Annotated in this window: 20 protein-coding genes; 13 read left to right on the top strand and 7 right to left on the bottom strand. The window is 66.3% G+C overall.

The window, feature by feature from the left end; genetic code table 11:
- Positions 1–101 precede the first annotated feature (101 nt).
- Positions 102–3,602, top strand: a complete 3,501-nt coding sequence (locus OVY01_RS01200) for a hybrid sensor histidine kinase/response regulator (RefSeq protein ID WP_267847628.1) — start codon at positions 102–104, stop codon at positions 3,600–3,602.
- Positions 3,603–3,672: 70 nt separating this feature from the next.
- Entirely contained in the window at positions 3,673–4,713 is a 1,041-nt protein-coding gene (locus OVY01_RS01195; RefSeq protein ID WP_267845013.1) for a response regulator, read from the top strand.
- A 30-nt stretch (positions 4,714–4,743) separates the two neighbouring features.
- Here the strand turns inward: OVY01_RS01195 and OVY01_RS01190 are convergent, their stop codons facing one another.
- Positions 4,744–5,811 (bottom strand): tyrosine-type recombinase/integrase, encoded by a 1,068-nt coding sequence (locus OVY01_RS01190; protein WP_267845011.1) that lies wholly within the window; start codon positions 5,809–5,811, stop codon positions 4,744–4,746.
- Positions 5,812–5,860: 49 nt separating this feature from the next.
- Between OVY01_RS01190 and serA the strand changes: the two genes are divergently transcribed.
- The 4 genes from serA to OVY01_RS01170 all read left to right on the top strand — a co-directional run bounded on the left by serA (position 5,861) and on the right by OVY01_RS01170 (position 9,590).
- The gene (gene serA / locus OVY01_RS01185; RefSeq protein ID WP_267845010.1) at positions 5,861–7,165 is read left to right on the top strand and encodes a phosphoglycerate dehydrogenase; all 1,305 of its coding nucleotides are present in this window, start codon (positions 5,861–5,863) and stop codon (positions 7,163–7,165) included.
- Positions 7,166–7,334: 169 nt separating this feature from the next.
- Positions 7,335–8,300 carry an alpha/beta fold hydrolase gene (locus OVY01_RS01180; RefSeq protein ID WP_267845008.1) on the top strand — a complete coding sequence of 322 codons (966 nt, stop codon included), beginning with the start codon at positions 7,335–7,337 and terminating at the stop codon, positions 8,298–8,300.
- A gap of 40 nt (positions 8,301–8,340) precedes the next feature.
- Complete coding sequence (locus tag OVY01_RS01175; RefSeq protein WP_267845006.1) at positions 8,341–8,958, top strand: ankyrin repeat domain-containing protein; 618 nt, start codon at positions 8,341–8,343, stop codon at positions 8,956–8,958.
- On the top strand, positions 8,955–9,590 hold the full coding sequence (locus OVY01_RS01170) for an HAD family hydrolase (RefSeq protein ID WP_267845005.1): 636 nt from the start codon (positions 8,955–8,957) through the stop codon (positions 9,588–9,590). Before OVY01_RS01175 ends, OVY01_RS01170 begins: the two co-directional genes overlap by 4 nt.
- 34 nt (positions 9,591–9,624) lie before the next feature.
- On the opposite strand, the gene OVY01_RS01165 is transcribed toward OVY01_RS01170, so the two are convergent.
- Positions 9,625–10,272 (bottom strand): DUF2242 domain-containing protein, encoded by a 648-nt coding sequence (locus OVY01_RS01165; protein WP_349293477.1) that lies wholly within the window; start codon positions 10,270–10,272, stop codon positions 9,625–9,627.
- Between the two features lie 223 nt (positions 10,273–10,495).
- On the opposite strand from OVY01_RS01165, the gene OVY01_RS01160 reads away from it, so the two are divergent.
- From OVY01_RS01160 to OVY01_RS01135, 6 genes are all read left to right on the top strand, one after another.
- Complete coding sequence (locus OVY01_RS01160) at positions 10,496–11,356, top strand: MurR/RpiR family transcriptional regulator (protein ID WP_267845004.1); 861 nt, start codon at positions 10,496–10,498, stop codon at positions 11,354–11,356.
- Positions 11,357–11,462: 106 nt separating this feature from the next.
- Entirely contained in the window at positions 11,463–12,452 is a 990-nt protein-coding gene (locus tag OVY01_RS01155; RefSeq protein ID WP_267845002.1) for a sugar phosphate isomerase/epimerase family protein, read from the top strand.
- An 86-nt stretch (positions 12,453–12,538) separates the two neighbouring features.
- Entirely contained in the window at positions 12,539–13,597 is a 1,059-nt protein-coding gene (locus OVY01_RS01150; RefSeq protein ID WP_267845000.1) for a sugar ABC transporter substrate-binding protein, read from the top strand.
- Positions 13,598–13,662: 65 nt separating this feature from the next.
- Complete coding sequence (locus tag OVY01_RS01145) at positions 13,663–15,171, top strand: sugar ABC transporter ATP-binding protein (protein WP_267844999.1); 1,509 nt, start codon at positions 13,663–13,665, stop codon at positions 15,169–15,171.
- Positions 15,172–15,181: 10 nt separating this feature from the next.
- Positions 15,182–16,138 carry an ABC transporter permease gene (locus tag OVY01_RS01140; RefSeq protein WP_267844998.1) on the top strand — a complete coding sequence of 319 codons (957 nt, stop codon included), beginning with the start codon at positions 15,182–15,184 and terminating at the stop codon, positions 16,136–16,138.
- Between the two features lie 134 nt (positions 16,139–16,272).
- Positions 16,273–17,163 carry a ribokinase gene (locus OVY01_RS01135; protein ID WP_267844997.1) on the top strand — a complete coding sequence of 297 codons (891 nt, stop codon included), beginning with the start codon at positions 16,273–16,275 and terminating at the stop codon, positions 17,161–17,163.
- 82 nt (positions 17,164–17,245) lie between these two features.
- Here OVY01_RS01135 and OVY01_RS01130 read toward each other — a convergent pair whose 3' ends face one another.
- Genes OVY01_RS01130 through OVY01_RS01115 form a run of 4 tightly spaced genes read right to left on the bottom strand, consistent with a single transcriptional unit; the run spans position 17,246 to position 21,849 of the window.
- Complete coding sequence (locus OVY01_RS01130) at positions 17,246–18,304, bottom strand: ABC transporter permease (RefSeq protein ID WP_267844996.1); 1,059 nt, start codon at positions 18,302–18,304, stop codon at positions 17,246–17,248.
- On the bottom strand, positions 18,301–19,299 hold the full coding sequence (locus OVY01_RS01125; RefSeq protein WP_267844995.1) for an ABC transporter permease: 999 nt from the start codon (positions 19,297–19,299) through the stop codon (positions 18,301–18,303). Before OVY01_RS01125 ends, OVY01_RS01130 begins: the two co-directional genes overlap by 4 nt.
- Positions 19,292–20,839, bottom strand: a complete 1,548-nt coding sequence (locus tag OVY01_RS01120) for a sugar ABC transporter ATP-binding protein (protein WP_267847627.1) — start codon at positions 20,837–20,839, stop codon at positions 19,292–19,294. The genes OVY01_RS01125 and OVY01_RS01120 overlap by 8 nt, the downstream gene beginning before the upstream one ends.
- A 5-nt stretch (positions 20,840–20,844) precedes the next feature.
- Entirely contained in the window at positions 20,845–21,849 is a 1,005-nt protein-coding gene (locus OVY01_RS01115; RefSeq protein ID WP_267844993.1) for an autoinducer 2 ABC transporter substrate-binding protein, read from the bottom strand.
- A gap of 320 nt (positions 21,850–22,169) precedes the next feature.
- On the opposite strand from OVY01_RS01115, the gene OVY01_RS01110 reads away from it, so the two are divergent.
- Positions 22,170–23,282 carry a DUF4432 family protein gene (locus tag OVY01_RS01110; protein WP_267844992.1) on the top strand — a complete coding sequence of 371 codons (1,113 nt, stop codon included), beginning with the start codon at positions 22,170–22,172 and terminating at the stop codon, positions 23,280–23,282.
- 15 nt (positions 23,283–23,297) lie between these two features.
- Here OVY01_RS01110 and OVY01_RS01105 read toward each other — a convergent pair whose 3' ends face one another.
- Entirely contained in the window at positions 23,298–24,353 is a 1,056-nt protein-coding gene (locus tag OVY01_RS01105) for an FUSC family protein (RefSeq protein WP_267844991.1), read from the bottom strand.
- Between the last annotated feature and the right edge of the window lie 3 nt (positions 24,354–24,356).

Below are 24,356 nucleotides of genomic sequence, written 5' to 3'. Positions count from 1 at the left end.
GTGTTTATTTGCCGGGCTAGAATCGCCGCATGGACTCCGCCCCCCCTTCCAGCCGTGCCGCCCGCGCCCTGCATGCCGCCCCCGACGCGGCCGGCGCGACGATGCCCGCCATCGGTACCCAGCGCATCGTCAAGGTCCGGCGCGACTACAACGCGTGGGTCGCCGACGAGACGCTCGAGGACTACGCCCTGCGTTTCACGCCACGGCTGTTTCGCAAATGGAGCGAGTTCCGCGTCGCGAACACCGCGCTGGGCGCGATTTCCTTTCTGGCGCTGGAGGCCATCGGCGGCTCGCTGGCGTTGAATTTCGGTTTTCTGAACAGCGTGCTGGCGATCGGCGCGGTGTCGCTGCTGATCTTCCTCACCGGCTTGCCGATCAGCTATCACGCGGCGAATTCCGGCGTCGACATGGATCTGCTCACGCGCGGCGCCGGCTTCGGCTACCTCGGCTCGACGGTGACGTCGCTGATCTATGCCGGCTTTACCTTCATCTTCTTCGCGCTCGAAGCGGCCATCATGGCGCTGGCATTGCAGATGTACTGTCACATGCCGCTGGCGCTCGGCTATCTGCTGTGCTCGCTGGCGATCGTGCCGCTCGTGACCTTCGGCATCACCCTGATCAACCGTCTGCAAAGCTGGACCCAGCCGTTGTGGGTCGTGCTGCTGGTCGCCCCCTACCTGGCCATCGCGATCCGCGAACCGCGCCTGTTCGCCGAATGGACCACGTTCGCCGGCACCGGCGCGAGCGGCCGGGAGTTCAGCCTGGTGGCATTCGGCGCCGCGTGCACGGTGGTTTTCGCCCTGGTCGTGCAGATCGGCGAACAGGTGGACTTCCTGCGCTTTCTGCCGCCGCGTACGCCCCGCAACCGCGTACGCTGGTGGTGCGCGATGTTGCTGGCCGGCCCCGGATGGATCGTGCCCGGCGCGCTGAAAATGCTGGGCGGCGCCTTTCTGACGTTCCTCGCGCTGCAGCACGAGATCGACACGACGCATGCCGTCGAGCCCACGCAGATGTACCTGGTGGCCTTCCGTTACGTGTTCGCCTCGCCGCAGATGGCGCTGGGCGCGACGACGCTGTTCGTGCTGGTGTCGCAATTGAAGATCAACGTGACGAATGCGTATGCCGGGTCGCTCGCCTGGTCGAATTTTTTCGCGCGGCTCACGCACAGTCATCCCGGGCGCGTCGTCTGGCTGGTCTTCAATGTGCTCATCGCGCTGCTGCTGGTGGAACTGGGCGTGTTCGGCGCGCTGACCAAGGTGCTGACGCTGTATTCGAACGTCGCGATCGCCTGGATCGGCGCGCTGGTGGGCGATCTGGTGATCAGCAAGCCGCTGGGATACAGCCCGCGCGAAATCGAATTCAAGCGCGCGCACCTGTTCGATGTCAATCCGGTGGGCGTGGGCGCGATGGCCATCGCCACGGCCTGCGCCGCCTTGTCGCGCGCGGGTTGTCTGGGCGCCGTCTGCGAGGCCCTGACGCCGTTCGTCGCGCTGTTCGTGGCGTTCGTCTGCGCGCCGGCGATCGCCATCGCCACGCACGGCCGTTTCTACGTCGCGCGCGACAGTGCGTCCCTGCCGGGCGGCGCGACGCTGCGCTGCGTGATCTGCGAGAACCGCTTCGAGCGGGAGGACATGGCGCACTGCCCGGCGTATGCCGGCGCGATCTGCTCGCTGTGCTGTTCGCTCGACTCGCGTTGCGGCGACGTCTGCAAGCCGCACGCGCGGCTCGGCGCGCAGGTGGCCGCGGTGCTGGCGCGCACCTTCCCGTGGCTGACGCTCACGCCGCGGATCCGGCGCATCGGACTGTACGTCGCATCGCTGTCGGTGGCGCTGACGGTGCTCGGCGGCGCGCTCTACCTGGTGTACTACCAGAGCGCGACGACCTTGTCGCTGACCGATCCGTTCGCCTTCGCGGTGCTCGCGCGCGGGTATGTGAAAGTGTTCTTCGCGCTGGCGCTGGTGTCGTGCATCGGCGTCTGGTGGCTGGTGCTGGCCCGCGAAACCCGTACGGTGAGCCTCGAAGAGACGCGCCGGCAGACCACGCTGCTGCTGCAGGAAATCGCCGCGCATGGCGTCACCGATGCGCGCCTGCAGCAGGCCAGCGCGGCGGCGGATGCCGCGAACCGCGCGAAAAGCCGCTACGTCACCGGGCTGAGCCACGAACTGCGCACGCCGCTGAACAGCATTCTCGGCTACGCGCAGCTATTGCTGCGCACCGGTGGCGCCGATGGCGGGCAGGGCGGCGATATCGGGCAGCGCGACGCGATCGCCACCATCTACCGCAGCGGCGAACACCTGCTGGCGCTGGTCGACGGTCTGCTCGACATCGCGCGCATCGAGGCGGGCAAGCTGCAGCTCGACGTCGCGGAGGTGGCGCTGCCCGAGATGGTGACGCAACTGAGCGCGATGATGCGTCCGCATGCCACGGAAAAGGGCCTCGCGTTCAGCGTGCTCACGCAGGGCTGTCTGCCCCGGATAGTGCGGGCCGACGACAAGCGCGTGCGGCAGATCCTGATCAACCTGCTCAGCAACGCGGTGCGCTTCACCGCGCACGGCACCGTCACCCTGCGCATCCGTTATGCATGGGGGCTGGCGCGCTTCGAGATCGAGGATACCGGCGCGGGCATCCCGGACGAACAACTGCAAAACATCTTCCTGCCTTTCGAGCGCGGCGCGTCGGCGGGGCGCAACGACAACGGCACGGGCCTGGGTCTCACGATCTGCACCCTGCTCACCGAGATGATGGGCGGCACGCTCGACGTGAAAAGCGAGGTGGGCCGGGGCACCTGTTTCGTGCTGCAACTCTTCCTGCCCGAGGTGCACGATCCGCACCGGCGCGCCGCGCACCCGCACGACGTGCTGGGCTATCACGGGCCGCGCAAGACGGTGCTGGTCGTCGACGACCTGACCGAGCAGCGGCAACTGATCGCGCGGATGCTGACGCCGCTCGGTTTTTCCGTCATGGAGGCCGCGGGCGGCCCGCAGGCGCTGCAACTGCTGGCGCTGCAGGCGGTGGACCTGATCATCGTGGATGTGTCGATGCCGGTGATGGACGGGTTCGAGGCCAGCCGTCTGATCCGACAGAACCGGCTGAGCGCCGCGCCCATCCTGGTGCTGTCGGCCAATGCCTTCGACGGCGACCGCAGCCGCGGCGCGGCGGCGGGGTGCGACGACTACCTCGCGAAGCCGGTGCGCGTGCCGCTGCTGCTCGAGAAAATCGCGTCGCTGTTGCGGCTCGAATGGCGCACCGACGCGCGTGATCCGGTCCCCGCCTCGGCCCTGTCGAGCGCGACGGGCGGCAACGTGCCGGACGGTCCGGCCCGCGCTCGCGTGGCGGGCGACGCCGCCATGCCGGAAACGAGCCGGACATCCGCTCCCGCCCCCCCGGCGCCGCTGCCCGAGGCGCTTCTCGCGGACCTGCGCCGGCACCTCGATCTCGGCTATATGCAGGGTTTCATCGCCTGTCTCGACGCGGCGCGGCGCGCCACGCCCGAACTCGGCCCGACGCTCGCGCCGCTGCGGGAAGCCGCCGGCCGCTTCAGGCTGGCGGATCTCGAAGCGCTGCTGCTTCCTCCCGCGCAGGCCCGCCATGATGCCGCCTGAACCGCCGCGCCCGCCAGCGGGGCGCGGCACGACGCCGCCCGGATCGCCATGCCCGCCACCGGTGCGTGTCGTGCTTCCGCCGGAACAGCAGGTTTCGCTGCCGCCGGGCCAGCCGGTCGTGCTGATCGTCGACGATACGCCGGACAACCTCGCCTTGCTGTCGCGTGCGCTGGACAGCGCGGGCTATGCGGTGCTGGTCGCGCGCGATGGCGGTTCGGCGCTGGAGCGCATGGCGCGCATCCTGCCGGACGTGATCCTGCTCGATGCGATCATGCCGGGCATGGACGGTTTCGAAACCTGCGAGCGCATCAAGGCGAACGCCGCGTACCGGCACGTCCCGGTCATCTTCATGACGGCGTTGATGGAGACCGAGCATGTCGTCAACGGTTTTCGCGTGGGGGGCATCGACTACGTGACCAAACCGATCCGACCCGACGAAGTCGTCGCACGGGTGACCGCGCACGTGCGCCGCGCGGCGAGCCAGCGGCACGCGGACCTCGTGCTCGAACTCAGTTCGCGGGCGGCGGTCATCGCGACCCGGCATGGCGAGATCCAGTGGCATAGCGCGCAAGCGCCGGCGCAACTGGCGCACTTCTTTCCGGATATCGGGGCCGCGGGCCGGGCAGGGGGCGCGGCCCCTGCGCCCGGCGAGCCGGCGCCGCTCGCGCGCCTGCCCGATCCGCTGCGCGACTGGCTCGCCCGCCACGAGGGCGCATTGCGGGGTGAAATACGGGGTGAAGTACGGGAGAAACTGGGGGAAAGGCCCGCGGAGGAGCCGGTGGAATTCACGCGCATCCTGCCCGATGGCGACCGGCTGGTCGCGCGGATCGCGGGCGCGGCCAGCCGGGGCAGCTGGATCCTGATCTTCGAGGAGCATGCGGACCGGCGCGATATCGCCGGCCTGGAGGCGCGCTTCGGCCTGACGCATCGCGAAGCGGAAGTGTTGCTGTGGCTCTCGCGGGGCAAGACCAACCGCGATATCGGTCAGATCCTGAAAATGATGCCGCGCACCGTCAACAAACATCTGGAGCGGGTGTTCGTCAAGCTGGGGGTGGAAACGCGTACGGCCGCGGCCGCCGCCGCATTCCACGTCGCGCGCTGGACGCGTTGACGGCGCGGCGTGTCACGGCACGGCGTTTCCTTACCCCCCCTCGTTCGCCTGCGCGACGGCCAGCCGGATGGCGGCGTTGCGGGCAGTCGCGCGCTGCCAGTCGAGCCAGGCGGTGCGCAGCCGCCTGGAGGACACCAGTTGCGCGAAGCCGAGCCGTTCGGCCAGCAGTTCATCCGGCTCTCCCGCCTCGAACAGGGTCGCCGCGTAGGCGTTGCGCAGCGTCTGCGGGCTGATGCGCGCGGTACGTACCCCCAGCAGGCCGGCGCGCGCGACGAGTTCGTCGATGGCGCGCAGGACGGTGGCCTTGTGCATCGGCTTGCCGCCCCGGCCCGCCGGGAACACGAGGTCACCGCCGACCTCGGCCAGCGCGCGCGCCGCGAACCAGCGCTCGACGATGTGCAGCGCCAGCGGCGGGACCGGCACGTAACGCGAGTAGCGGGGGTCCGCCGCTTCCACCAGCACGCGCGCGTCGCCGGTCAGCACGCAGCGCCACGTCAGGGTTTCGGCCTCGCTCAGCTTGAGCCCGCAGCCCAGCATCAGCGCCGCGAGCGCCCGGTCGCGCACATCGCGCCAGTGCATCGGCTGGCGCGGATCGGCGCGGCCCTTGCCGGCCGGCGCGTGCGCGGCGTCTTTCCCGTCCGCCGCGTCCGCCATCGCGGTGACGTCCTCCTCGACCGCGCGCGCGAGTTCGCGCCACAGCCGGTCGCGCTCGCCGTCGGAAAGGAAGCCGGTCGGCGCGTTCGAACGCGTGTCGGTCCAGGGTGCGTCCACCGAACGCGCGACCGGGCGGGCCGGATTGCCTGCCGTGGCGGCTTCCTGAAACATATCGTCGAACACCCGCTCCATGATGCGCAGATAGCGGGCGCGCTGTTGCCGCTTGACGTCGAGCGTGCCGACGAACTCGTCGATCAGCGACGGCTCGGTACTCATCAGGGTCTTGCCGCGTTCCCCCAGCCAGTCCAGGAAGTGGTTGAACTGCGCGCGGTAGACATCGGCCGACGAACCGCGAAAATGGCGCGACGCAAGCCAGGCGTCGAACGTCCTGCGGGGGTCCACCGCCCAATCCGCCGATGACTGATTGAAGAGGTCCGAATGCATGCGGGGGGCTTCCTGAGGTAGTCTGTCGGGTATCACCGCATGTTAACCCATGCGCCTGATTGAATCCGGGCCATTCCACCGGCCCCACACCGGGAACACGCTTTTGTCCACGACATCCATTCTGCTGCTGGAAGGTATCCATACCACCGCGTCCGATCTGCTCGACGACGCCAGGCTCGACGTGCGCCGCCATGCCTCCGCGCTGCTCGGCGAGGAACTGCACCGCACGCTCGACGGCGCCGAACTGCTCGGCATCCGCTCGGCCACGCATCTGGTCGCCGCGGACTTCGCCTCGCAGAAGCAGTTGCTGTCCGTCGGCTGCTTCTGCATCGGCACCTCGCAGGTCGACCTGAAGGCCGCGTCCGCCGCGGGCGTGCCGGTGTTCAACGCGCCGTTCTCCAACACCCGCTCGGTCGCCGAGCTGGTGGTCGCCGAGGCGGTGCTGTTGATGCGCCGCGTGCCGGAGAAGACCGCGCTCGCGCACGCGGGCGTCTGGGCGAAGGGCGCGGCGGGGGCGTTCGAGGCACGCGGCAAGACGATCGCGGTGATCGGCTATGGCAATATCGGCTCGCAGGTGGGCGTTTTGGCGGAGTCGTTCGGCATGCGGGTCGTCTATTACGACGTGCAGGCGAAACTGGGGCTGGGCGTGGCGCGTGCGGCGGCAACGCTCGCCGACGCGGTGTCCAGTGCCGACGCGGTCACGCTGCACGTGCCCGCCACGGGCGCCACCACCGGCATGATCGGCGCCGCGCTGCTGCGCAAATTCAAGAAGGGGGCGGTGCTGATCAACGCCTCGCGCGGCAAGGTCGTCGATATCGATGCGTTGAAGGCGGCGCTCGACGAAGGACATCTCGGCGGCGCGGCGATCGACGTCTTCCCCACGGAGCCGGCCAACAACCAGTTGCCGTTCGAAAGCGTGCTGCGCGGCGCGCGCAACGTCATCCTGACGCCGCACATCGGCGGCAGCACGCAGGAGGCGCAGGAAAACATCGGCATCGAGGTGGCGGCCAAGCTCGTCAGCTATCTGCGCACCGGCGCGACGACCGGCGCGGTGAACTTCCCGGAAATCGCGCCGGGTCCGCTGGTGGGCAAATGCCGCGTGCTCAACATCCACGGCAACGCGCCCGGCGCGCTCGCGCGCCTGAACACCGTATTCGCGACCAATGGCGCGAACATCCTGGCGCAGCAACTGCAAACGCGTGGCGAAATGGGTTACGTGATCACGGACCTGGACCGCTCGCCGTCGTCGGCGGCGCTGGAGGAGCTGGGGCTGGACCCGCATTTCATTCGTACGCGCGTGATTTGCGACGACGGCACGCAGGGGGATGTCGAGGACGGCGAGCAGGCGCACTGAATCGCATCAAAGTGTAAATTCGTCGCACGACTGCGCCGGATCTCGGTAAATTCTGCGAAGTGGCAAGCGCGCCCCGCCGTGTGGAGGGCCGAAACGCCTGCTCGCGCGGCATGGAACGACCTTTGCATGAGAGGGCGCGCGAAATGAAAGGATCAATGGAGACGGATGAATGACTGAACGCTTGCAGCGCCCCTCGCGCCTTCCCTGGATTGGTGCCGCGCTGGTCGCGGGTACGGCCCTGGCGGGCGCCGCGGCCTGGAACCGGCGCCAGGCGGAGCGGGCCGAACGCCGCGCGCCGGCCTCCGGCCGCTTCGTCGAGGTCGAGGGCGCGCGATTGCATTACCTTGAAAAAGGCGAGGGCCCGGCCGTGGTCCTGTTGCACGGCAACGGCACGCAGGCGACCGATTTCGTCGCCAGCGGCCTGTTCGACCTGCTGGCGCGCCGGCATCGCGTGATCGCCTTCGATCGCCCCGGTTTCGGCTACAGCAGCCGGCCGGCCGGCCGCGTGTGGACCCCGTCCGCGCAGGCGACGATACTGCGCGCCGCATTCGATGTGCTGGATATCGACGACGCCGTGGTCGTGGGCCATTCGCTCGGCGCCTCCGTGGCGATGGCGCTGGCCATCGAATCGCCGGAAGCGGTGCGCGCCCTGGTGCTGTTGGGCGGTTACTTTTATCCGACGCCGCGCGTCGAGACGCTGTTCGGGCTGCAGGCGCTACCGCTCGTCGGACCGGTGCTGAACAATACCGTCGTGCCGCTGGCGACGCGTCTGCTGTCGCGCCTGATGAACCGGCGCATGTTCTCGCCGCACGCGGTGGCGCCGAAATTCGAAGCCCTGGTGCCGCGCGGCATGCGCGCGCGCCCCTCGCAGGTGGGCGCGACCGCGGCCGACGGCGGCATGATGGTGCCGGCGGCGTTCAAGATGCGGCGCCGCTATTGGGAGGTGATGCAGCCGACCACGATCTTCACCGGCGACGCCGACCGGGTCGTCGATCCCGGTCGCCAGTCGATGCGTCTGCACCGCGAGATGGCGCACAGCGACCTGCGGATCCTGCCGCGCGTCGGGCATATGCTGCATTACGCCGCGGGCCGCAAGATCGCCGCCGTCGTCGCGCAGTACGCCACGCCCGAATAACCCGCCGTCGACGCGGTCCTACTTTTTTCGAGAGCAATCCATGCAGGAAAAACCTCCCTCGACGCCGCCCGCGGGCGCGGTCGCGCCGTCCTCCGGTCCGGATCAACAGGCGATCGATTTCGCCCACGAAGTCTTCGAATGCGCCCGCCGCGGCGATGCCGTGATGCTGGGGCGCCTGATCGACAAGGGTCTGCCGCCGAACCTCTGCAACGACAAGGGCGACAGTCTGGTCATGCTCGCCAGCTATCACGGGCATGCCGAGGCGGTACGCGTGCTGCTGAGCAAGCAGGCCGACCCGAACCTGAGCAACGACAACGGCCAGTTGCCGATCGCCGGGGCTGCATTCAAGGGTTATCGCGATGTGATCGAGGTCTTGCTGGCGAACGGTGCCGACGTCGACGGCGCGTCGGCCGACGGCCGCACCGCGCTGATGATGGCCGCCATGTTCAATCGCACCGAGATCGTCGACCTGCTGATCGCGCACGGCGCCAACCCCGATGCGACCGATGCCAATGGCGTCACCGCGCTCGACGCGGCAAAGCGCATGGGCGCACCCGCGACCGAAGCGCAACTCGCCGCCCGGTTGACCGGCGCTGTCCGGACGGACGGCTCGGCCGACGGACCGACCGACGGCGCAGCGCGCACGGACCCGGCATGATCCAGGGCATCATCTTCGACAGCGATGGCACGCTGGTCGACAGCGAAACGCTTTCCGCGCAGGTCGTCGTCGAACTGCTGGGGGAGCGCGGCATCGAGATGGGCTACGAGGAAGCGCTGCAACGTTTCCGCGGCTCGGAGTTCGCGAAATTCGCCGGCCTGCTTGCCGCCGACAGGGGGCTGACGGGAATCCCGCAATTCACCGTCGAATTTCGCGAGCGCAGCCGGACCCGCTATGCGCAGGAACTGCTGCCGATGCCCGGCGCGCTGGAACTCGTCAGCACGCTGACGCTGCCGAAATGCGTTGCGTCGAACGGGCCGCGCGACAAGCTCGACACCTGCCTGAGCGCCGCCGGGCTCGCGCCGTATTTCGACGGTTTGGTGTTCAGCGCCTACGAGGTCGGCAGCTGGAAGCCCGCGCCGGGGTTGATCCTGCACGCGGCACGGGCGATCGGCGTCGCACCGCGGGATTGCCTGCTGGTGGAGGACAGCGTCGCGGGCATCGAGGCGGGGCTGGCGGCCGGCGTGCAGATCGTCGGCTACCGGCTGGAGCCGGACGTGCTGGCGCGGCTGAGCCAGCCGGTGCGGGTGATCCAGGATCTGCTCGACGTGCGCGGTCTCATCGCCGCCTGACCGCGGCTTCCCGAGGCCGGGCGCCCCTGCCCGGTCAGGGCGCGGTGACGGCAGGCAGGCTGGGCTCGGGAAGCACCGGGAGCGCCGGCAGCGGCCCGCTGACGATCCCGCCGTTGCTCACGGGCCGGCTGCGGATCACGGTTTTCAGATAGTGATCGACCAGGAGGAAGAAGCGGTCGTAGAAAGGACCCGCGGGAATCGTCTGGCTCGACACCTTCACCATCGAATCGTTGCTCGAACGGATCGGCAACGAGACGGACCCCAACACGCTCAAACCGACGCTCGCCGACGTATCGCTCTTTTTCAGCGCGTAATTGTCCTGGATGGCGTTCACGTACACCACGCTGGTGCCGCCCGACGCTTCGCCAGGCGTACAGACGATGTGAAAGGCGACCGAGACGTGCATGTCGCTGCTCGGCTGGAACTCCTTGTTCGCATCGACCGAATCGGGCGTGGTCAGCTTGGTCGTGTATCCCTGACTGAGCATCGCGCGGCGCGCGGCCTCGCAGGCGTCGACTTCACCGACGTTGAAATGTCGCGCGTACGGGCTGATGTCCGCGGTGGAGAGTTCGGGCTGGAACGGGGCATCCTTCGCGGTGCTCCCGCACCCCTGCAGCACGGCGAACGCACCCGCGAAAAGGCAGAGGGCGGGATGAAGGCGGTATTTCGAAAAAATAAACATGGCGGGACGGGCTTGTAGCGGAGACAGGCGGGGCGCGACGGGCTGCCCTGCGGCCATTGTAGCGGGTCTGCACCCCGCGCGCCCGTACATGACATGCAATAGCGCATCGCCATCCTCCCAGAATTCACCCTACAAAATTCCATAGTAAAGTACAGCCTTCGCAACTGGATAGCCGGTCGCATTTTGCCTTTACTTTACTGATTGTCTACCGGTGATGAATTCAATGCAGACCAACACGTCCCCCGTGCATTTGATCGGCCCCCGGCTGCGCATGATGACCACTGCGCTCACGCCGCTCGAAAACAATCTCGTGCGTACCATTCTCGATCCCGGCTTTCTCGATACCACACCGTTGAAGGACGTGGCCGAGCGTGTCGGCATGTCGGAGGCGATGGTCGTCAAAACGGCGAAAAAGCTGGGCTTCACCGGATTCCGCGAGTTGCGTCGGTCGGTGGCCGCGTACAACCGTCTGCCCGTGAACGAGATGCACAAGGAGCTGCTTCCTACCGACAGCGCCGGCGAGATCGTGACCAAGGTATTCCACACGGCGATCAAGGCACTCGAAGAAACGCTGGCGATTCTCGATCTGAAAGCGTTCGAACGCGCCGTCACGCTGCTGGCGGGCGCGCGCCAGCGCGATTTCTACGGACTCGGCGGATCGGCGCAGATCGCCCGCGACGCCGTGCACAAGTTCCTGCGCATCGGCATCCGGGCAACCGCGTACGACGATACGCACCTGATGCTGATGTCGGCGTCCCTGCTCTCCGGACAGGACGTCGTTCTCGTCGTTTCGCATTCGGGCCAGACGGCGGGCCTGATCGAGGCGGCAAAGGCCGCTCAGGCAAGCGGCGCGGCGATCATCGCCCTCACCAACTACCCGGATTCGCCGCTCGCCGGGCTCGCCGACGCGGTCCTGTATTCAACCGCGCAGGGTTCACCGCTGATGGGCGAGAACGCCGCGGCCCGTATCGCGCAACTGAACATCATCGACGCCCTTTTCGTCGCGGTGGCGCAGCACGATTACGCCACCGCGGAAGACAATCTTGCCCGCACCATGGGCATCGTGGCACACAAGCGGCGCTAGACCCCCTGTCGCGGGATCCGCGTAAACCCCTCGTACTTTACTATTGACACTTCAATGGTGAAGTAAAGACAATGCGGTTACGCCTTCCCTCACGACAGGAGCCACCATGAAATTCGCCGCACGCTTGAACTCTTTCGGTACCCGCCCCGAGATGCAATGGTCCGGCCTGACCGGCAAACCGAGCGTTCTGCAACTCTTACAGCGTGCTGCCACCGTCAAGGGACTTACGCACGTCGACCTGAATTTTCCGAACCATTTCCGCGATGCGGATGCCCGCACGCGGGCGGCGCAGCTGGCGGACGTCGGCCTCAAACTCAATGGGTTCGCGATGCGCTATTACAGCGAGCCGGAGTTCAAGGCCGGCGCGCTGACGCACCCGGACGCCGCGGTGCGCCAGGCCGCGATCGACCTCGCCAAGCGCGGGCTGGACGCGCTGCGTGAGTGCGGTGCGTCGCTCATGACCTTCTGGCCGGGGCAGGACGGTTTCGAGTATCCGTTCCACGCGAACTACGCGAAATTATGGGACCTGCAGGTCGATGGCATCCGCCAGCTCGCGGAATATGCCCCGGACATCACGTTCAGTCTGGAGTACAAGCCGGACGAGCCGCGTGCGTTCTCCGTGCTGAACAACGCCGGCACGACGCTGCTCGCCATCAAGGAACTGGGCCTGAAAAACCTGGCGATGACGCTGGATTTCGGTCATGTTCTTTACGCTCACGAGCAGCCCGCCTGCACGGCGGCCCTGGTCAACAAGCACTGCCGTCTCGCCGGGCTTCACCTCAACGATGCGTACGGGCACCGCGACGACGGCCTGATGGTCGGCTCCGTCAATACGATCCGCACGATCGAGTTGCTCACGCAACTGGTGCGGGATGGCTACGACGGCGTCTACTACTTCGATACCTTTCCGGATGCCATCGGACTCGATCCTGTCCTTGAAACCGAAACGAATATCCGCACCGTGCGCGCGATGATGAAGGTCGCCGAAAAGCTCGCGGCGGATGCGGAACTGACCGCGGCGAATGACCGGCAGGACGCGCTCGCCTCGCAACGGATCGTCCAGACGGCCCTGTTCGGCAACCTCTGGACGGCGTGAGTCGAGCGGGGCGCGCAGCGTCCCGCGACCCTCGATGCTATAGATCGGCACCCATCAAAATCAACAGGCCGTGCAGGAGACAGAAGATGAAAAAGCATTGGAGAATCGTCGCGTCGCTTTTGATATGCCAGGCCGTCCAGTCGGCAGGCGCCGCGGCGCCGAAGCCGCTGGATCCCGATCGCGAACCCGACCGCATCGAGTGGTCGCAACTGACGGACAAGCTCGGGCCGGTTCCGAAACCCAAACCCGGAACGAAAATCGGCGGCGTCGCCAAGACGCTGACGAACGAGTACTGGCGATTGCTCGGGGAAGGATACAAGACCGGGGCGGCGAAGTTCGGCGTGACGGCGGACTTGCAGGCGGCCCAGAGCGAAGGCGATCAGCTCGGGCAACTCGCGATGGCCGAGAACATGTTGACGCGGGGCTATACGGTGCTGTTGCTGTCGCCGCAAACGGACGCCAACCTGCAGCCGGTGCTCGCCGAGGCCGCCAAGGCGAACGTGCCCGTCATCAACGTCAACGATGCGGTGATTCCGCGGGCCGAACACTACATCGGCACCGTGCAGCGCGACAACGGCGTGCGCGCCGCGCGATGGTTCATCCAGAACCGGCCGGCGGGCGGGAAGGTCGCGGTGATCGAGGGCATGGCGGGGGTCTATGCCGCGGTTCAGCGGACCGACGGCTTCAAATCGACGATCGCGAAGGAATCGGGCAAATTCACCGTGGTCGCGAGCGTTCCCGGAAACTGGGATCGGCAGATTTCCTACGACGCGGCGTCCACGATCCTGCAGCAGCATCCCGATCTGGTCGGCTTCTATTGCAACAACGACACGATGGCGCTGGGCGTCGTGGAAGCGGTCAAGGCCGCGGGCAAGCTGAAGCAGGTCGCGGTGATCGGCACGGACGGCACGAGCGACGCGTACAAGTCGATCCAGGCGGGCGATCTGACGGGGACGGTGGATTCCTTCCCGGTTCTGACCGGCCAGGTCGCCGTCGAGACGGCGCTGCGCATCATCGGCGGGCAGAAAGTGCCGCGCGTCGTCGCGACGCCGCAGGCACTCGTCAGCAAACAGAACTACGCACGATACAAGGCCGACGAGGCGTCGCAGCGCAAGGCCCTGATCGAGGACAGCGCGCACAAGTAGACGCCCGCACGATACGTGTCGGGCCGCCGGCCCGACAAAGGTCCCGTCAGGCAAAGGTAAATCGGATGACGACTTCTTATGCGCTGGAACTGAGCCACATCGATAAGCATTATCCCGCGGTCAAGGCGCTTACCGATGTCCATTTGCGTGTCGAAGCAGGCGAGGTGCACGCGCTCGTGGGCGAGAACGGCGCGGGCAAAAGCACGCTGCTCAAGGTGATCTCGGGCGTGATCCGTCCCGACGGCGGCGAGATACGCCTCGCGGGGCGCCTGGTATCGCTCAACTCGCCCAAGGACGCAAAGCGGGCCGGAATCGCCATGATTCATCAGGAGTTGCAACTTATTCCCGAGCTGGACGTCGTGCAGAACATGTTCCTCGGCGCGCCGCGTACCCGCTTCGGTGCCTTGCTCGATCGGGCCGCCATGACGAAACGCGCCCGCGCCGTGCTGCATCCGCTCGATCCCACGATTCCCCTGACGGCCAGGATCCGCGAATTGAGCGTGGCGCAAAAGCAGATGGTGGAGATCGCCCGGGCGCTGCTGGCCGATGCGCGTGTCATCGCGATGGACGAGCCGACGTCGAGCCTCACGCCGGCGGAGTTCGACAAACTGTCGGAGATCATTCGCCGGCTTTCCCGGCAAGGCGTCGCGATCATCTATGTCTCGCACAAGCTCGACGAACTGTTCGCCGTATGCAGCCGCGCAACCGTCTTGCGGGATGGCAAATTCATCGACGAGATGGATCTGAACGGCGTGACGGAGCAGCAGTTGGTGCACAAGATGGTGGGGCGCGAGCTGGCGGCCTGGCCCAAGCGCGAATACAGCGGCGCCGAGACCGTGCTCTCGGCGCAGGGTCTTTCATGGGGCAGGCGGGTACGAGACGTGTCGCTCGTCCTCAAGCGCGGCGAAATCCTGGGTATCGCGGGCCTCGTCGGCGCGGGTCGAACCGAACTGGTGAAGCTTTTTGCCGGCGTCGAGCGCGCGGACAAAGGCGAAATCCGCAAGAACGGCCAGCTTCTCAAACTCCGTTCGGCGCGTGACGCCATCAAGGCCGGCATCGTGCTGGTGCCCGAGGAGCGCAAGATCGAGGGCATCGTACCGATGCAGTCCCTGTTCTCGAATATCTGCCTTCCGGTGCTGGGCAAGTGGACGCGCGGGGGCTTCATTCGCCGTGCGGCGTTGCACAAGCGGTCGATGGCGCTCGCGAAACAGGTCAATCTCCGGCCATTGCAGCTTTCCCGCCCCATTCGCCTCCTGAGTGGCGGCAACCAGCAGAAGGCGATCATCTGCCGCTGGCTCAACTCGGGCGCCGACGTGCTGATATTCGACGAGCCGACTCGGGGTGTCGACGTAGGCGCGAAACAGGAAATCTATCAGCTGATCGAGCGGATCGCCCACGAGGGGCGCAGCATCGTCATCGTGTCGTCCGAGCTCGACGAAGTGATGCGGCTGTCGGACCGGATCCTGGTCATGCAATCCGGACGCCTGTCCGGCGAGCTGCACAGCGCGGACTTCTCCGAAGCGGCCATCATGACCCTGGCGATCCCGCGCGATCCCGCTACGCAAACTTCTTAATGGAATCACCATGAACACGCGAACCCTGACGAATGTGTCGCTGCCTTTCTCCGTGCGCGATCTTGGAACCCTGATCGGGCTGGTGCTGATATTCGCCGCTTTTTCATTCGTGGCGCCGTCGTTTCTGACGCCGCAGAACATCATCAATATCTTTCAGCAGAGCAGCATCAACGCCTGCGTTGCCATCGGCATGACGATCGTCATCATCAGCGGCGGCATCGATCTGTCGGTGGGTCCGGTCGCCGCGCTTTCCGCCGTCGTCGCCGGGACCCTGATGCTCAAGGGCGTGCCGCCTGCCGTCGGCTTCATCGCCGGCATCGGCGTGGGCATCGTATGCGGAACGCTCAACGGCGTGATCGTTGCGTACTGCGGACTGCAGCCCTTCATCGTGACGCTGGGTACGCTGAGCATCTATCGCGCGGTCGCGTTGATCTTCACGGGCGGCAACGCCGTTCTCGGCATCCCGGATGACTTTCGCAGCGGGTTGTCCGCGACCGTTTTCGGCCTGCCGATGTCGGTCGTTCTGGTGGTCGTCGTGGCGCTGTGCGCATGGCTGATGCTGCGCAAGACGCCCATCGGCGAATACCTTTTCGCGGTGGGGGGCAACGAGGAGGCGTCGCGCGTGGCGGGCGTGCCGGTGGAGCGCGCGAAGATCGTCGCCTATGCGATCAGCGGCGCACTGGCTTCGCTTGGCGCGATGATCGTCGTCGCCCGGCTCGGCGCGGCCGAACCGATTCTCGGCAACCTCTGGGAACTCGAGGCCATCGCGGCCGCGGCGATCGGCGGCGCGTCGCTGCTGGGCGGCAAAGGCGGCATCGTCGGGACGCTGCTCGGCGCGATCATCCTGGGCGGCATGCGCAATGGACTCACGCTAATGAACGTGCAGGCGTTTTACCAGTTGCTGGCCACCGGCGTGGTCATTCTGCTGGCGATGATGGTGGACCGTTTGACGAGGGGCCGGCGCTAGGCCGGCGCGAAAGGATAGGAAAAGGCACGAGAGGGCACGAGAGGGCACGAGAGGGCACGAGAGGGCACGAGAGGGCACCCGCGGTGCCACAGCCATCGGACGTTCAAGGACGGACAACATCGTCGAGGTATCGTATGCGCGAATCGGTTGCAGTACTGGGCAGCATTCATATGGATCTTCTGGTGGGCGCGCCGCGCCTGCCAACGCTCGGCGAAACACTGATGGGCGAGAACTGGTACCAGACGCCCGGTGGCAAGGGTCTCAACCAGGCGGTCTCCTGCGCCCGCGCCGGCGTGCACGTGGCGATGTACGGCGCGGTGGGTCACGACGGTTTCGGCGACACGCTCCTCGACTATATGAAAAGCCAGCATGTTTCCACGCATCATGTGACCCGCGTGCGCGATGCGCGTTCGGGTATCAGCATCGTCGTGCGCACGCCCGACGATTACGGTGCGGTCGTCTCTTCCCAGGTCAATGCCGCCCTGAGCCGCGGGAGCGTCGCGCACTGGGCGCAGCGGCTCGCGCATACGGACATGCTGGTTCTGCAGAACGAGATACCGGAGGAGGTCAACGTCGCCGCCGCATTGCTGGTCAGACGCGCGGGCGGTCAGGTCGTGCTCAATGCCGCTCCGGCTCGAACGCTGTCGAGGGAACTCTCCGATCAGTTGACGCTGCTCGTCGTCAATGCCGTCGAGGCATCCATGATGGGCACGGGCGAGGTGCATGATCTGGACGCGGCCGCGCGTGCGTGCGCCCAGCTCCAGGCCATGCTCGGCTGTGCGGTCGTCGTGACGGCGGGGCCGCACGGCGCCGCGTGGATGCTGGGCAGCGGCGAGTGTGGAAACGTCGCCGGCATCAAGGTCGACGTCATTACCTCCCACGGCGCGGGGGATGCCTTCATCGGGCATCTGGTGGCGGAGCTTTCGCGCGAGCGGTGTCTGGGAGACGCGGTGGAGGTGGCGAACCGGCAGGCGGCGTTGTTCGTCTCGACGCCGCGCCCGCAGGAACATCGGGAACTGGCCTGACAGCCCGGCGAGGACGCGGCCGGGCCCCGGCCCGGCTGCTGGCGGGGTGCGTCCGGTTCGGGGTACGCGCCCACGCGCCCGACTAACCGCGCTGCCTTTGCCTGCCCCACCAGACGCGCAGCGCCCCGACCCCGGCCACCCCGATGAGCGTCGCGCCCCAGATCGAGAGCGTGACGAACTGACTCAGATCGATCATGCTCGCCGCCGTGGAGATGAGTTGCAGGATCACCAGGGCGAGCACGAGCCCGCTGACCCGGCCAAAGCCACCGGTCGGACTGACGCCGCCGAGCACCGCCGCGAGGATGGTCACGAGCAGATAACTTTCGCCATAAGCCGCGTTCGCGGAGTCGAAACGGGCCATCATCACCAGTCCCGCGAGCGCGGAAAGCAGCGACGATAACAGGTAGACCCTGCGCAGTACGCCTTTGGTATCGACGCCGGAATAACGCGTGGCGTTTTCGTTGGAACCGATCATGGCGATGCGCACGCCAAGCGGGCTGCGGGTGAGCATGACGCTGACCGGTATCGCGACCACCACGAACAACAGGAGCGCGGCGGGCACGCCCAGCACCAGACCGTGACCGAGAAAGCGGACCGATTCGGGAAAACCGGAGATGACGCCGCCATGCGTCATACCGACGGCGACGCCCTTCACGAGCGTCATGCTTCCCAGGGTCGCCAGGATGGGCGAGACGCGCAGACGGGCGATCAGCCAGCCGTTGAGCGTGCCGACGAGCGCGGCGACAGCGAGGCCTGCCATCAACGCGGCGAGCAGCCAGGGGACCGAGGCAAGCATGCCGCTGCCGGGCGTTATTCGGGTGCATACCCATGCCATCGCCAGAGCGCTCAGATTCGCGGTGGCGATGATCGACAGATCCAGGCCACCCGACAGCAGCGGTATGAGCATGGCCAGCGAGAGCAAACCGAGTTCGGGCAGTTGAAACGCCATCGCGCGCATGCTGCCCGCATTGAAGAGTTGCGGTCCCGCGATGCTGCCGAAAAGAATCGAGATCGCGATGAGCAGCCCAAGCAACCCGAAGTTGGTGGGTCCGACCGTGGACCGGATGGCGGCGATGCCGGACGCGAGCGGCGTCGCCGCGGGCACGGCCGCGGCGTCGTGCTTCGAATGGAACGGGTTCATGCGGTGGCCTCCGTGAGAGCGGTTTTGCGTCGCGCATGTTGCCGGGCCATGGTGACCACCGCGAGAAGAATGACGATGCCGGTGCACAGTCCCGACCAGTAGGACGAAACGCCCAGGAGAGCCAGGCCATTCTGCAGAACCGCAAGGAGCACGACGCCGAGCGCGGTGCCGGGCACGCTGCCGATCCCCCCGTTCAAACTCGCACCGCCGAGCACCACGGCGGCCAGCACGTCCAACTCCCGGCCGACCAGCGCCGACGGCGAGACCGACTGGACATATTGGGCGTGCGCCAGCGACGCGAGCCCCGCCACCGTTCCCATGAAGCCGTAGACGATCAGGTTGAGCTGGAAGACCTTGAATCCGACGCGGCGCGCGGCCTCCGGATTGCCGCCCATCGCGACGATCTGACGGCCCACGCTGGAGCGGCTCATCATCCACCAGGTGAACGCCAACACGCCCACCAGTACGATGATCTGGAAATTCAGCGCCTGTGGCACGCCATGCGCGTCCGTGTAGAGCACCCACTGCAAGCCGTTGCCGAACCAGTCGGGCAGCGCGTAGATGTCCTGTCCCTTGGTGACGCTCATCAACAGGCCGTAAAAAAGACTCTGGGTCGCGATGGTAACGATGATGCTCGACAGCCGCAGCGTACTGACCAGCACCGCGTTCACCCATCCCAGCAGCGCGCCGGTCGCCATGCATACGAAGATGAGGCCGGTCCATCCCACCATGCCATGGTTGGCCAGCGTCAGGCCGATGTATTGCGTGATCGATGCGACGGCGGCAAAGGAGATGTCGACGCCGCCGGCCACGAGCACGACCAGCAACCCTGTTGCCAGGATGCCGGTGAAAGCGGTGGAAGCGACGAGGTCCATCACATTCTGCATCGTCGCGAAGCGGGGCGTCGTGATGGTCAGAATGACGCTCAACAGGATGAGCACGCCCAGGAGGCGCATTTCCGGAATGCCGCGCAGATGACGCCAGCGTTCAGCCATGAACTGCCTCCTCGAGGGTTTCGACACGGGTATCGAAAGCGATATGTTCGGACACGATGCGGCCCTGCCGCATCACGACGATTCGATCGCTGTGAAAAAGCACTTCGGGTATCTCGTCCGAGATCATGATGACGGCCATTCCCTGCGCGGCCAGTTCCCTGATGACTTCGTAGATGCCGTCCTTCGCCCCAATGTCGACGCCGACCGTCGGACTGTCGAGTATCAGCACGCCTGGCTCGGTGGCCAGCCATTTGGCGAGGACGACGCGCTGCTGATTGCCGCCGGAAAGCGTCGATACCGCGTTATCGGCGTCGCGCGTCTTGATGCGAAGCCGTTCGATGCCGCGTTTCACGGCGGCATCGCGCCGCCGGCTGCTGATCAGCCCGAGCCCGTTCGTCAGGCTGTCGAGAACCGATACGATGATGTTCGCGCCAATCGACTGCTCGACGACGAGGCCAAGGCTCAGCCGATCCTCGGCGAGATAGGCGATGCCGTGCCGGATGGCGTCCCGGTTGTGGGCGAGATGCACGGCATGGCCGTCGACGCGGATTTCGCCGCGATCGGGCCGGGTCATGCCGAACAGCGACAGCGCGAGTTCGGTACGCCCGGCGCCCAGCAAGCCGGTCACGCCCAGGATCTCGCCGGCGCGCACCTGCAGCGTGATGTCCTCGTATTCGCCGGCGCGACTCAATCCCTGCGTCGACAGGGCGACCGGCGCGCGGCTGTGGTCCACCCGGCGCGGGCGATAGCCGTATGCCTGTCCGGTCATCAGGGTCGTGAGCCGTTCGTCGTTCATTTCCGCTGCCGGGAAACAGCCTTGGGAAACGCCGTCCCGCAAAACGGTCACCTGCTCGGCCACCTCCATGACTTCGTCGAGCCGGTGGCTCACGAAAAGCACGGCGATGCCGCGCTCCTGAAGTTGCCGGGTCAATGCCAGCAGGGCATCGACCTCGTGCCGCGTGAGCGACGCGGTGGGTTCGTCCATCACGACGATGCGTGCCTGGGCAGCCATCGCCCGGCAAATGGCCACGAGCTGACGCTGGGCGATGCCGAGTTCCGCTACCCGCATCCGCGGATCGAGCGCGATGCCCAACTGCGTCATCGCCTGGCGCGCGGTCTCGCGCATGCCGTTGCGGTTGACGCGATGCCAGCGGCCGGCATGCTGCCCGATGGCGATGTTTTCCGCCACCGTGAGATTCGGGAAAAGGGACAGATCCTGGTAGATGACCTGCACGCCCAGACGGGTGCTGATGGCGGGCGTGAGGTGGGTCTCGGTTTGGCCGTCGATCGTGATGCGGCTCTGCGCATCGGGTTGTTCCACACCCGCGATGATCTTGATCAGCGTGGACTTTCCCGAGCCGTTTTGCCCGCAAAGACAGTGCACTTCGCCGCGTTGCAGGGTCAGGCTGACGGACGACAGCGCCTGCACCCCGCCGTAGCGCTTGGATATCCCGTCCAGCTGAATGAGCGGCGTTTCGCGTTTCGAGCCCGGCGGTTCGCCCGCGGGCGCCATGACGTCGGCAGAGGCGTGCGGGCGCATGGCGATCACAACCCCTGCTTGACGAGACCGTCGATGGTCGACTTGTTGATGGTCAGGATGCGATCGAGCATCACGACACGATTGGTCGTGTCGACCGCGGCCTTGCCGAGCCCCGGCACCTCCATGCCGGATTCGAATGGGGTGCCCGCCAGCGTCATGTGCGCGACCGCCACCATCGCATATCCGGCATCGTGCGGGCTCCAGAGAAACCCTTCGCGGATCACGCCTGCTTCGATCAGCGGCTTTGCCTGCGAAGGGATCACCGTGCCGACCAGCGCGACCTGCTTTTGGAGTCTGCGTTGGCGCAGCACGTTGCCCACGCCGATGGGCCCGTTCGAGCCCATCGAGACGATGCCGCGGATGTCGGGGTAGGTCTGGAGAATTTCCTGTGCCACGCGCGTCGACTGGTCGATGAGATCGGCGCCAGGGAACCGGTCCGCCACCTGGTGCATCTTGGGGAAGTGCGCCTTCTGATAGGCCAGGGCGGCATCCGCCCATTGGTTGTGGCCCGTCGTGGTCAGGGTGCCCACCAGAATCGCGTAACCCCCTTCGCCACCCATCTCGCGCGCCAGCGACTTCATCTGCGCCTCGCCGTACGCCTGCGCGCTCATCAGTTCGACATCCCACGTCTTGCCTTGTTGCGTGGCGCCTTCCTGGGTGATGACCACGATGCCCGCCTTGCGCGCGAGCTGGACGACCTGTTCCGTGACGCGGGTATCCAGCGGCACGAGGCCGATGATGTCGACCTTGCGGGCAATCAGATCTTCCATCAGCTTGACCTGCTGCGCCGGGTCCGGGGTCGCGGGTCCGGTCATGGAAGACTTGATGGCGTACTTGGCGGCGGCTTCGGTAAGCCCTTGGTTGAGAATATTGAACCAGGGCACGCCTGCTTCCTTGACCACCGTCACCATGGTAAGGGTCCCGGCGGCCCGGCCGGGCATGGGGATGTTCCACAGACTGCCACCAAGCAGCGTGCCGCCCAGCACCGAGAGACATTGTCGACGATTCATGAGTTTTCCTAATCTGGCGAGATGTTTGGAGAGATCGCAGCGCTGGCATGTGTCGACATGGCCGGCCGCGGTGACGGCGCGATGAGGTCTTTCAGGGGGCAGGCCGATCGAAACGGGATCGACATTATCTATTCGCGACTTTACTATTGAAATTTTTTTAGTGAAGTGGGAGAAACCCTTGGAACAGTGTATGCGGAAATACAAGTGAGAATGAAATAATCTATCGTCGATATGATCGTAAAACTTTACTATCGAGATGATTTTAGTGAAAATATCCCGACCTTGGGCATGGGCCTCGGGATACTCGTCAAGGCGGCGCCATGCATTCGTTCGACGTTTCCCTCAGCCCGGATCAGTTCGGGGCCACCCGCCGATGCCTGATCGATAGCGACGTCTTCGGCGTCGAGCTGTTTCGCTATGCCACGGGGGTTCCGGCGGTACGTCTGAAAAACGCGCGCGGCTTTCTGGAGGTGCTGCCCTACTGCGGGCAGATGATCTGGAGCGCGCGGTTCGACGGCGTGGATCTCGCAATGGGCAGCCCTTTTCGCGCGCCGCGTCCGACAAGGGATCTGCTCGCCACCTATGGATGCTTTCTCTACCATTCCGGCATTCTGCGCAATGGCAATCCCGGCCCGGACGACGACCATGCACTGCACGGGGAAATGCCGTGCGCACCGATGGAAAAAGCGAAGGTGAGCATGGGTGCCGACGATGGCGGCCCCTACCTTGAATTGACGAGCGAGTGCGAATATCTGCGCGGGTTCGGAGATCACTACCTGGCCAGGCCCGCCGTGCGTCTGCGCCCCGAATCAGCGTGTTTCGAGGTGCGCATGGCGGTGCGCAACCTGGGACGGGAGCCCATGGATCTGATGTACATGTGTCATGCGAATTTTGCATTTCATCCGGACGCGCGCCTGATCCAGCCGGCCGCGTTCGATGCATCGCATACGGCGATACGGGCGTCGGTGCCGGCGATCGTCGAGGCGAGCCCGGAGTATCTGCAACGACTCGCGGCGTTGGGACGGGACCCGTCGGCAACCGAGACATTGGACCGGCTCCGGCTCTTCGATCCGGAAGTGGTCTTCTATCTCAGGCAATTGCGCGAGAGCAGCGACGGGCTGACCCGCTTCATGATGCGGCGCGCCGACGGTTCGGCATCCTGCGTGCGTTACCGCCAGCGCGAGTTTCCCCATGCCATCCGCTGGCTGTTGAACAACAGCCGGGCGCAGGTGGCGGGTTTCGCGATGCCCGCGACGTGTGAGGTGGAGGGGTATGCGGCCGAACGGAAAAAGGGAAATGTCCGTCAGCTCGCCGGCGGCGCGACGGCGGAATTTTCCGTTGAACTGGGCCATCTGACGCAGGTCGAAGCGGCTGCCGAAGAACGCATGCTCCGCGACGGCCGACGTTCCGATGCAGAGGGTGTGTCGCGCTAGGCCTCGGACCGTTTGTCAGGCCGCCTTCTCGCTTTGTTCGATATGCAGGATGTCGGCGAAGTCGCTGATGTCGCGTTGCAGCGTCTGCACGGTAAACGGCAGAACGCCGAGTTTCGCGGACAGCGGGGCGGGCGGTTGGTCGAGTACCGCGGTGAGGCGCGCGATGGCGCCATCGATCTCCCGCACCGCCCCGGTCGAGCCGCCATGCGACATGGCCTGCGCGAGGCCGTCGAGCGCGCGGCGCAGGGTGTGCTCCAGATGGTCGACCGCGCTGTCCAGTTCCGGCCAGCGGGCCTCGTCGGGCCAGTCGCGCGTTGCGCGCCCGACGAAGATCACGTCGCTATGGATGCGTCGCAACGCGCGCAGTTCGATCCCGGATTCGAGATGACGCCCGCCCGGCTCGCGACGCGCTTCGAGCGCCGTGCGTTCCGCCGCGGCGATCGCCGCCCGAACCTGATCGTGCAGGAGGTTGACGCGGTCCTGACGGAAACGACCGCGCTCGGTCAGGAACACTTCGAGCAGGTCGGCGAGCGGTCCGAGTGCCCGCGCGCATTGCCGGCGGATCGAGCGATGGGCGTGCGACGGCAGGACGATCAGCGAGACGGCGACCCCCACCACCGTGCCGAGCGAGATCTCCAGCACGCGATATACCGCACCCAGCCAGAAAGGATGAAAGCCGGTGCCCGCGAGGGTTACGATCACCGCGGTGATCGGCGCGATCCGATAGGCGGGACGCGCGGCGGTGACGAACGCCAGCGGCGTCACCGCCAGCAGCAACAGCACGCCCTCCGGGATGTTGAACGGGTGCAGGATGCCGACCAGCGCGCCGACCAGCGCCCCCATCACGGTGCCGATCAGGCGGTCGATGCCGGCATTCACGGTACCGCCGACACTGGCCTGTATCACCACCAGCGCGGTGACGACCGACCAGAAACTTTGCGCGAGGCCCAGATACTCGGCGATCGCGTACGAACCGAACGCGCCGATCAGGAGACGGGCGACGAAGCGCCCATGCAGGCGGACGATCTTGACGATGGCGGCGCACAGGGCGCCCAGTCCGGGTAACTTCATATG

The sequence above is a fragment of the Robbsia betulipollinis genome (assembly GCF_026624755.1).
In the GTDB taxonomy this organism is placed as follows: Bacteria; Pseudomonadota; Gammaproteobacteria; order Burkholderiales; family Burkholderiaceae; genus Robbsia; species Robbsia betulipollinis.
This window is presented reverse-complemented; position numbering and strand designations above follow the sequence as displayed.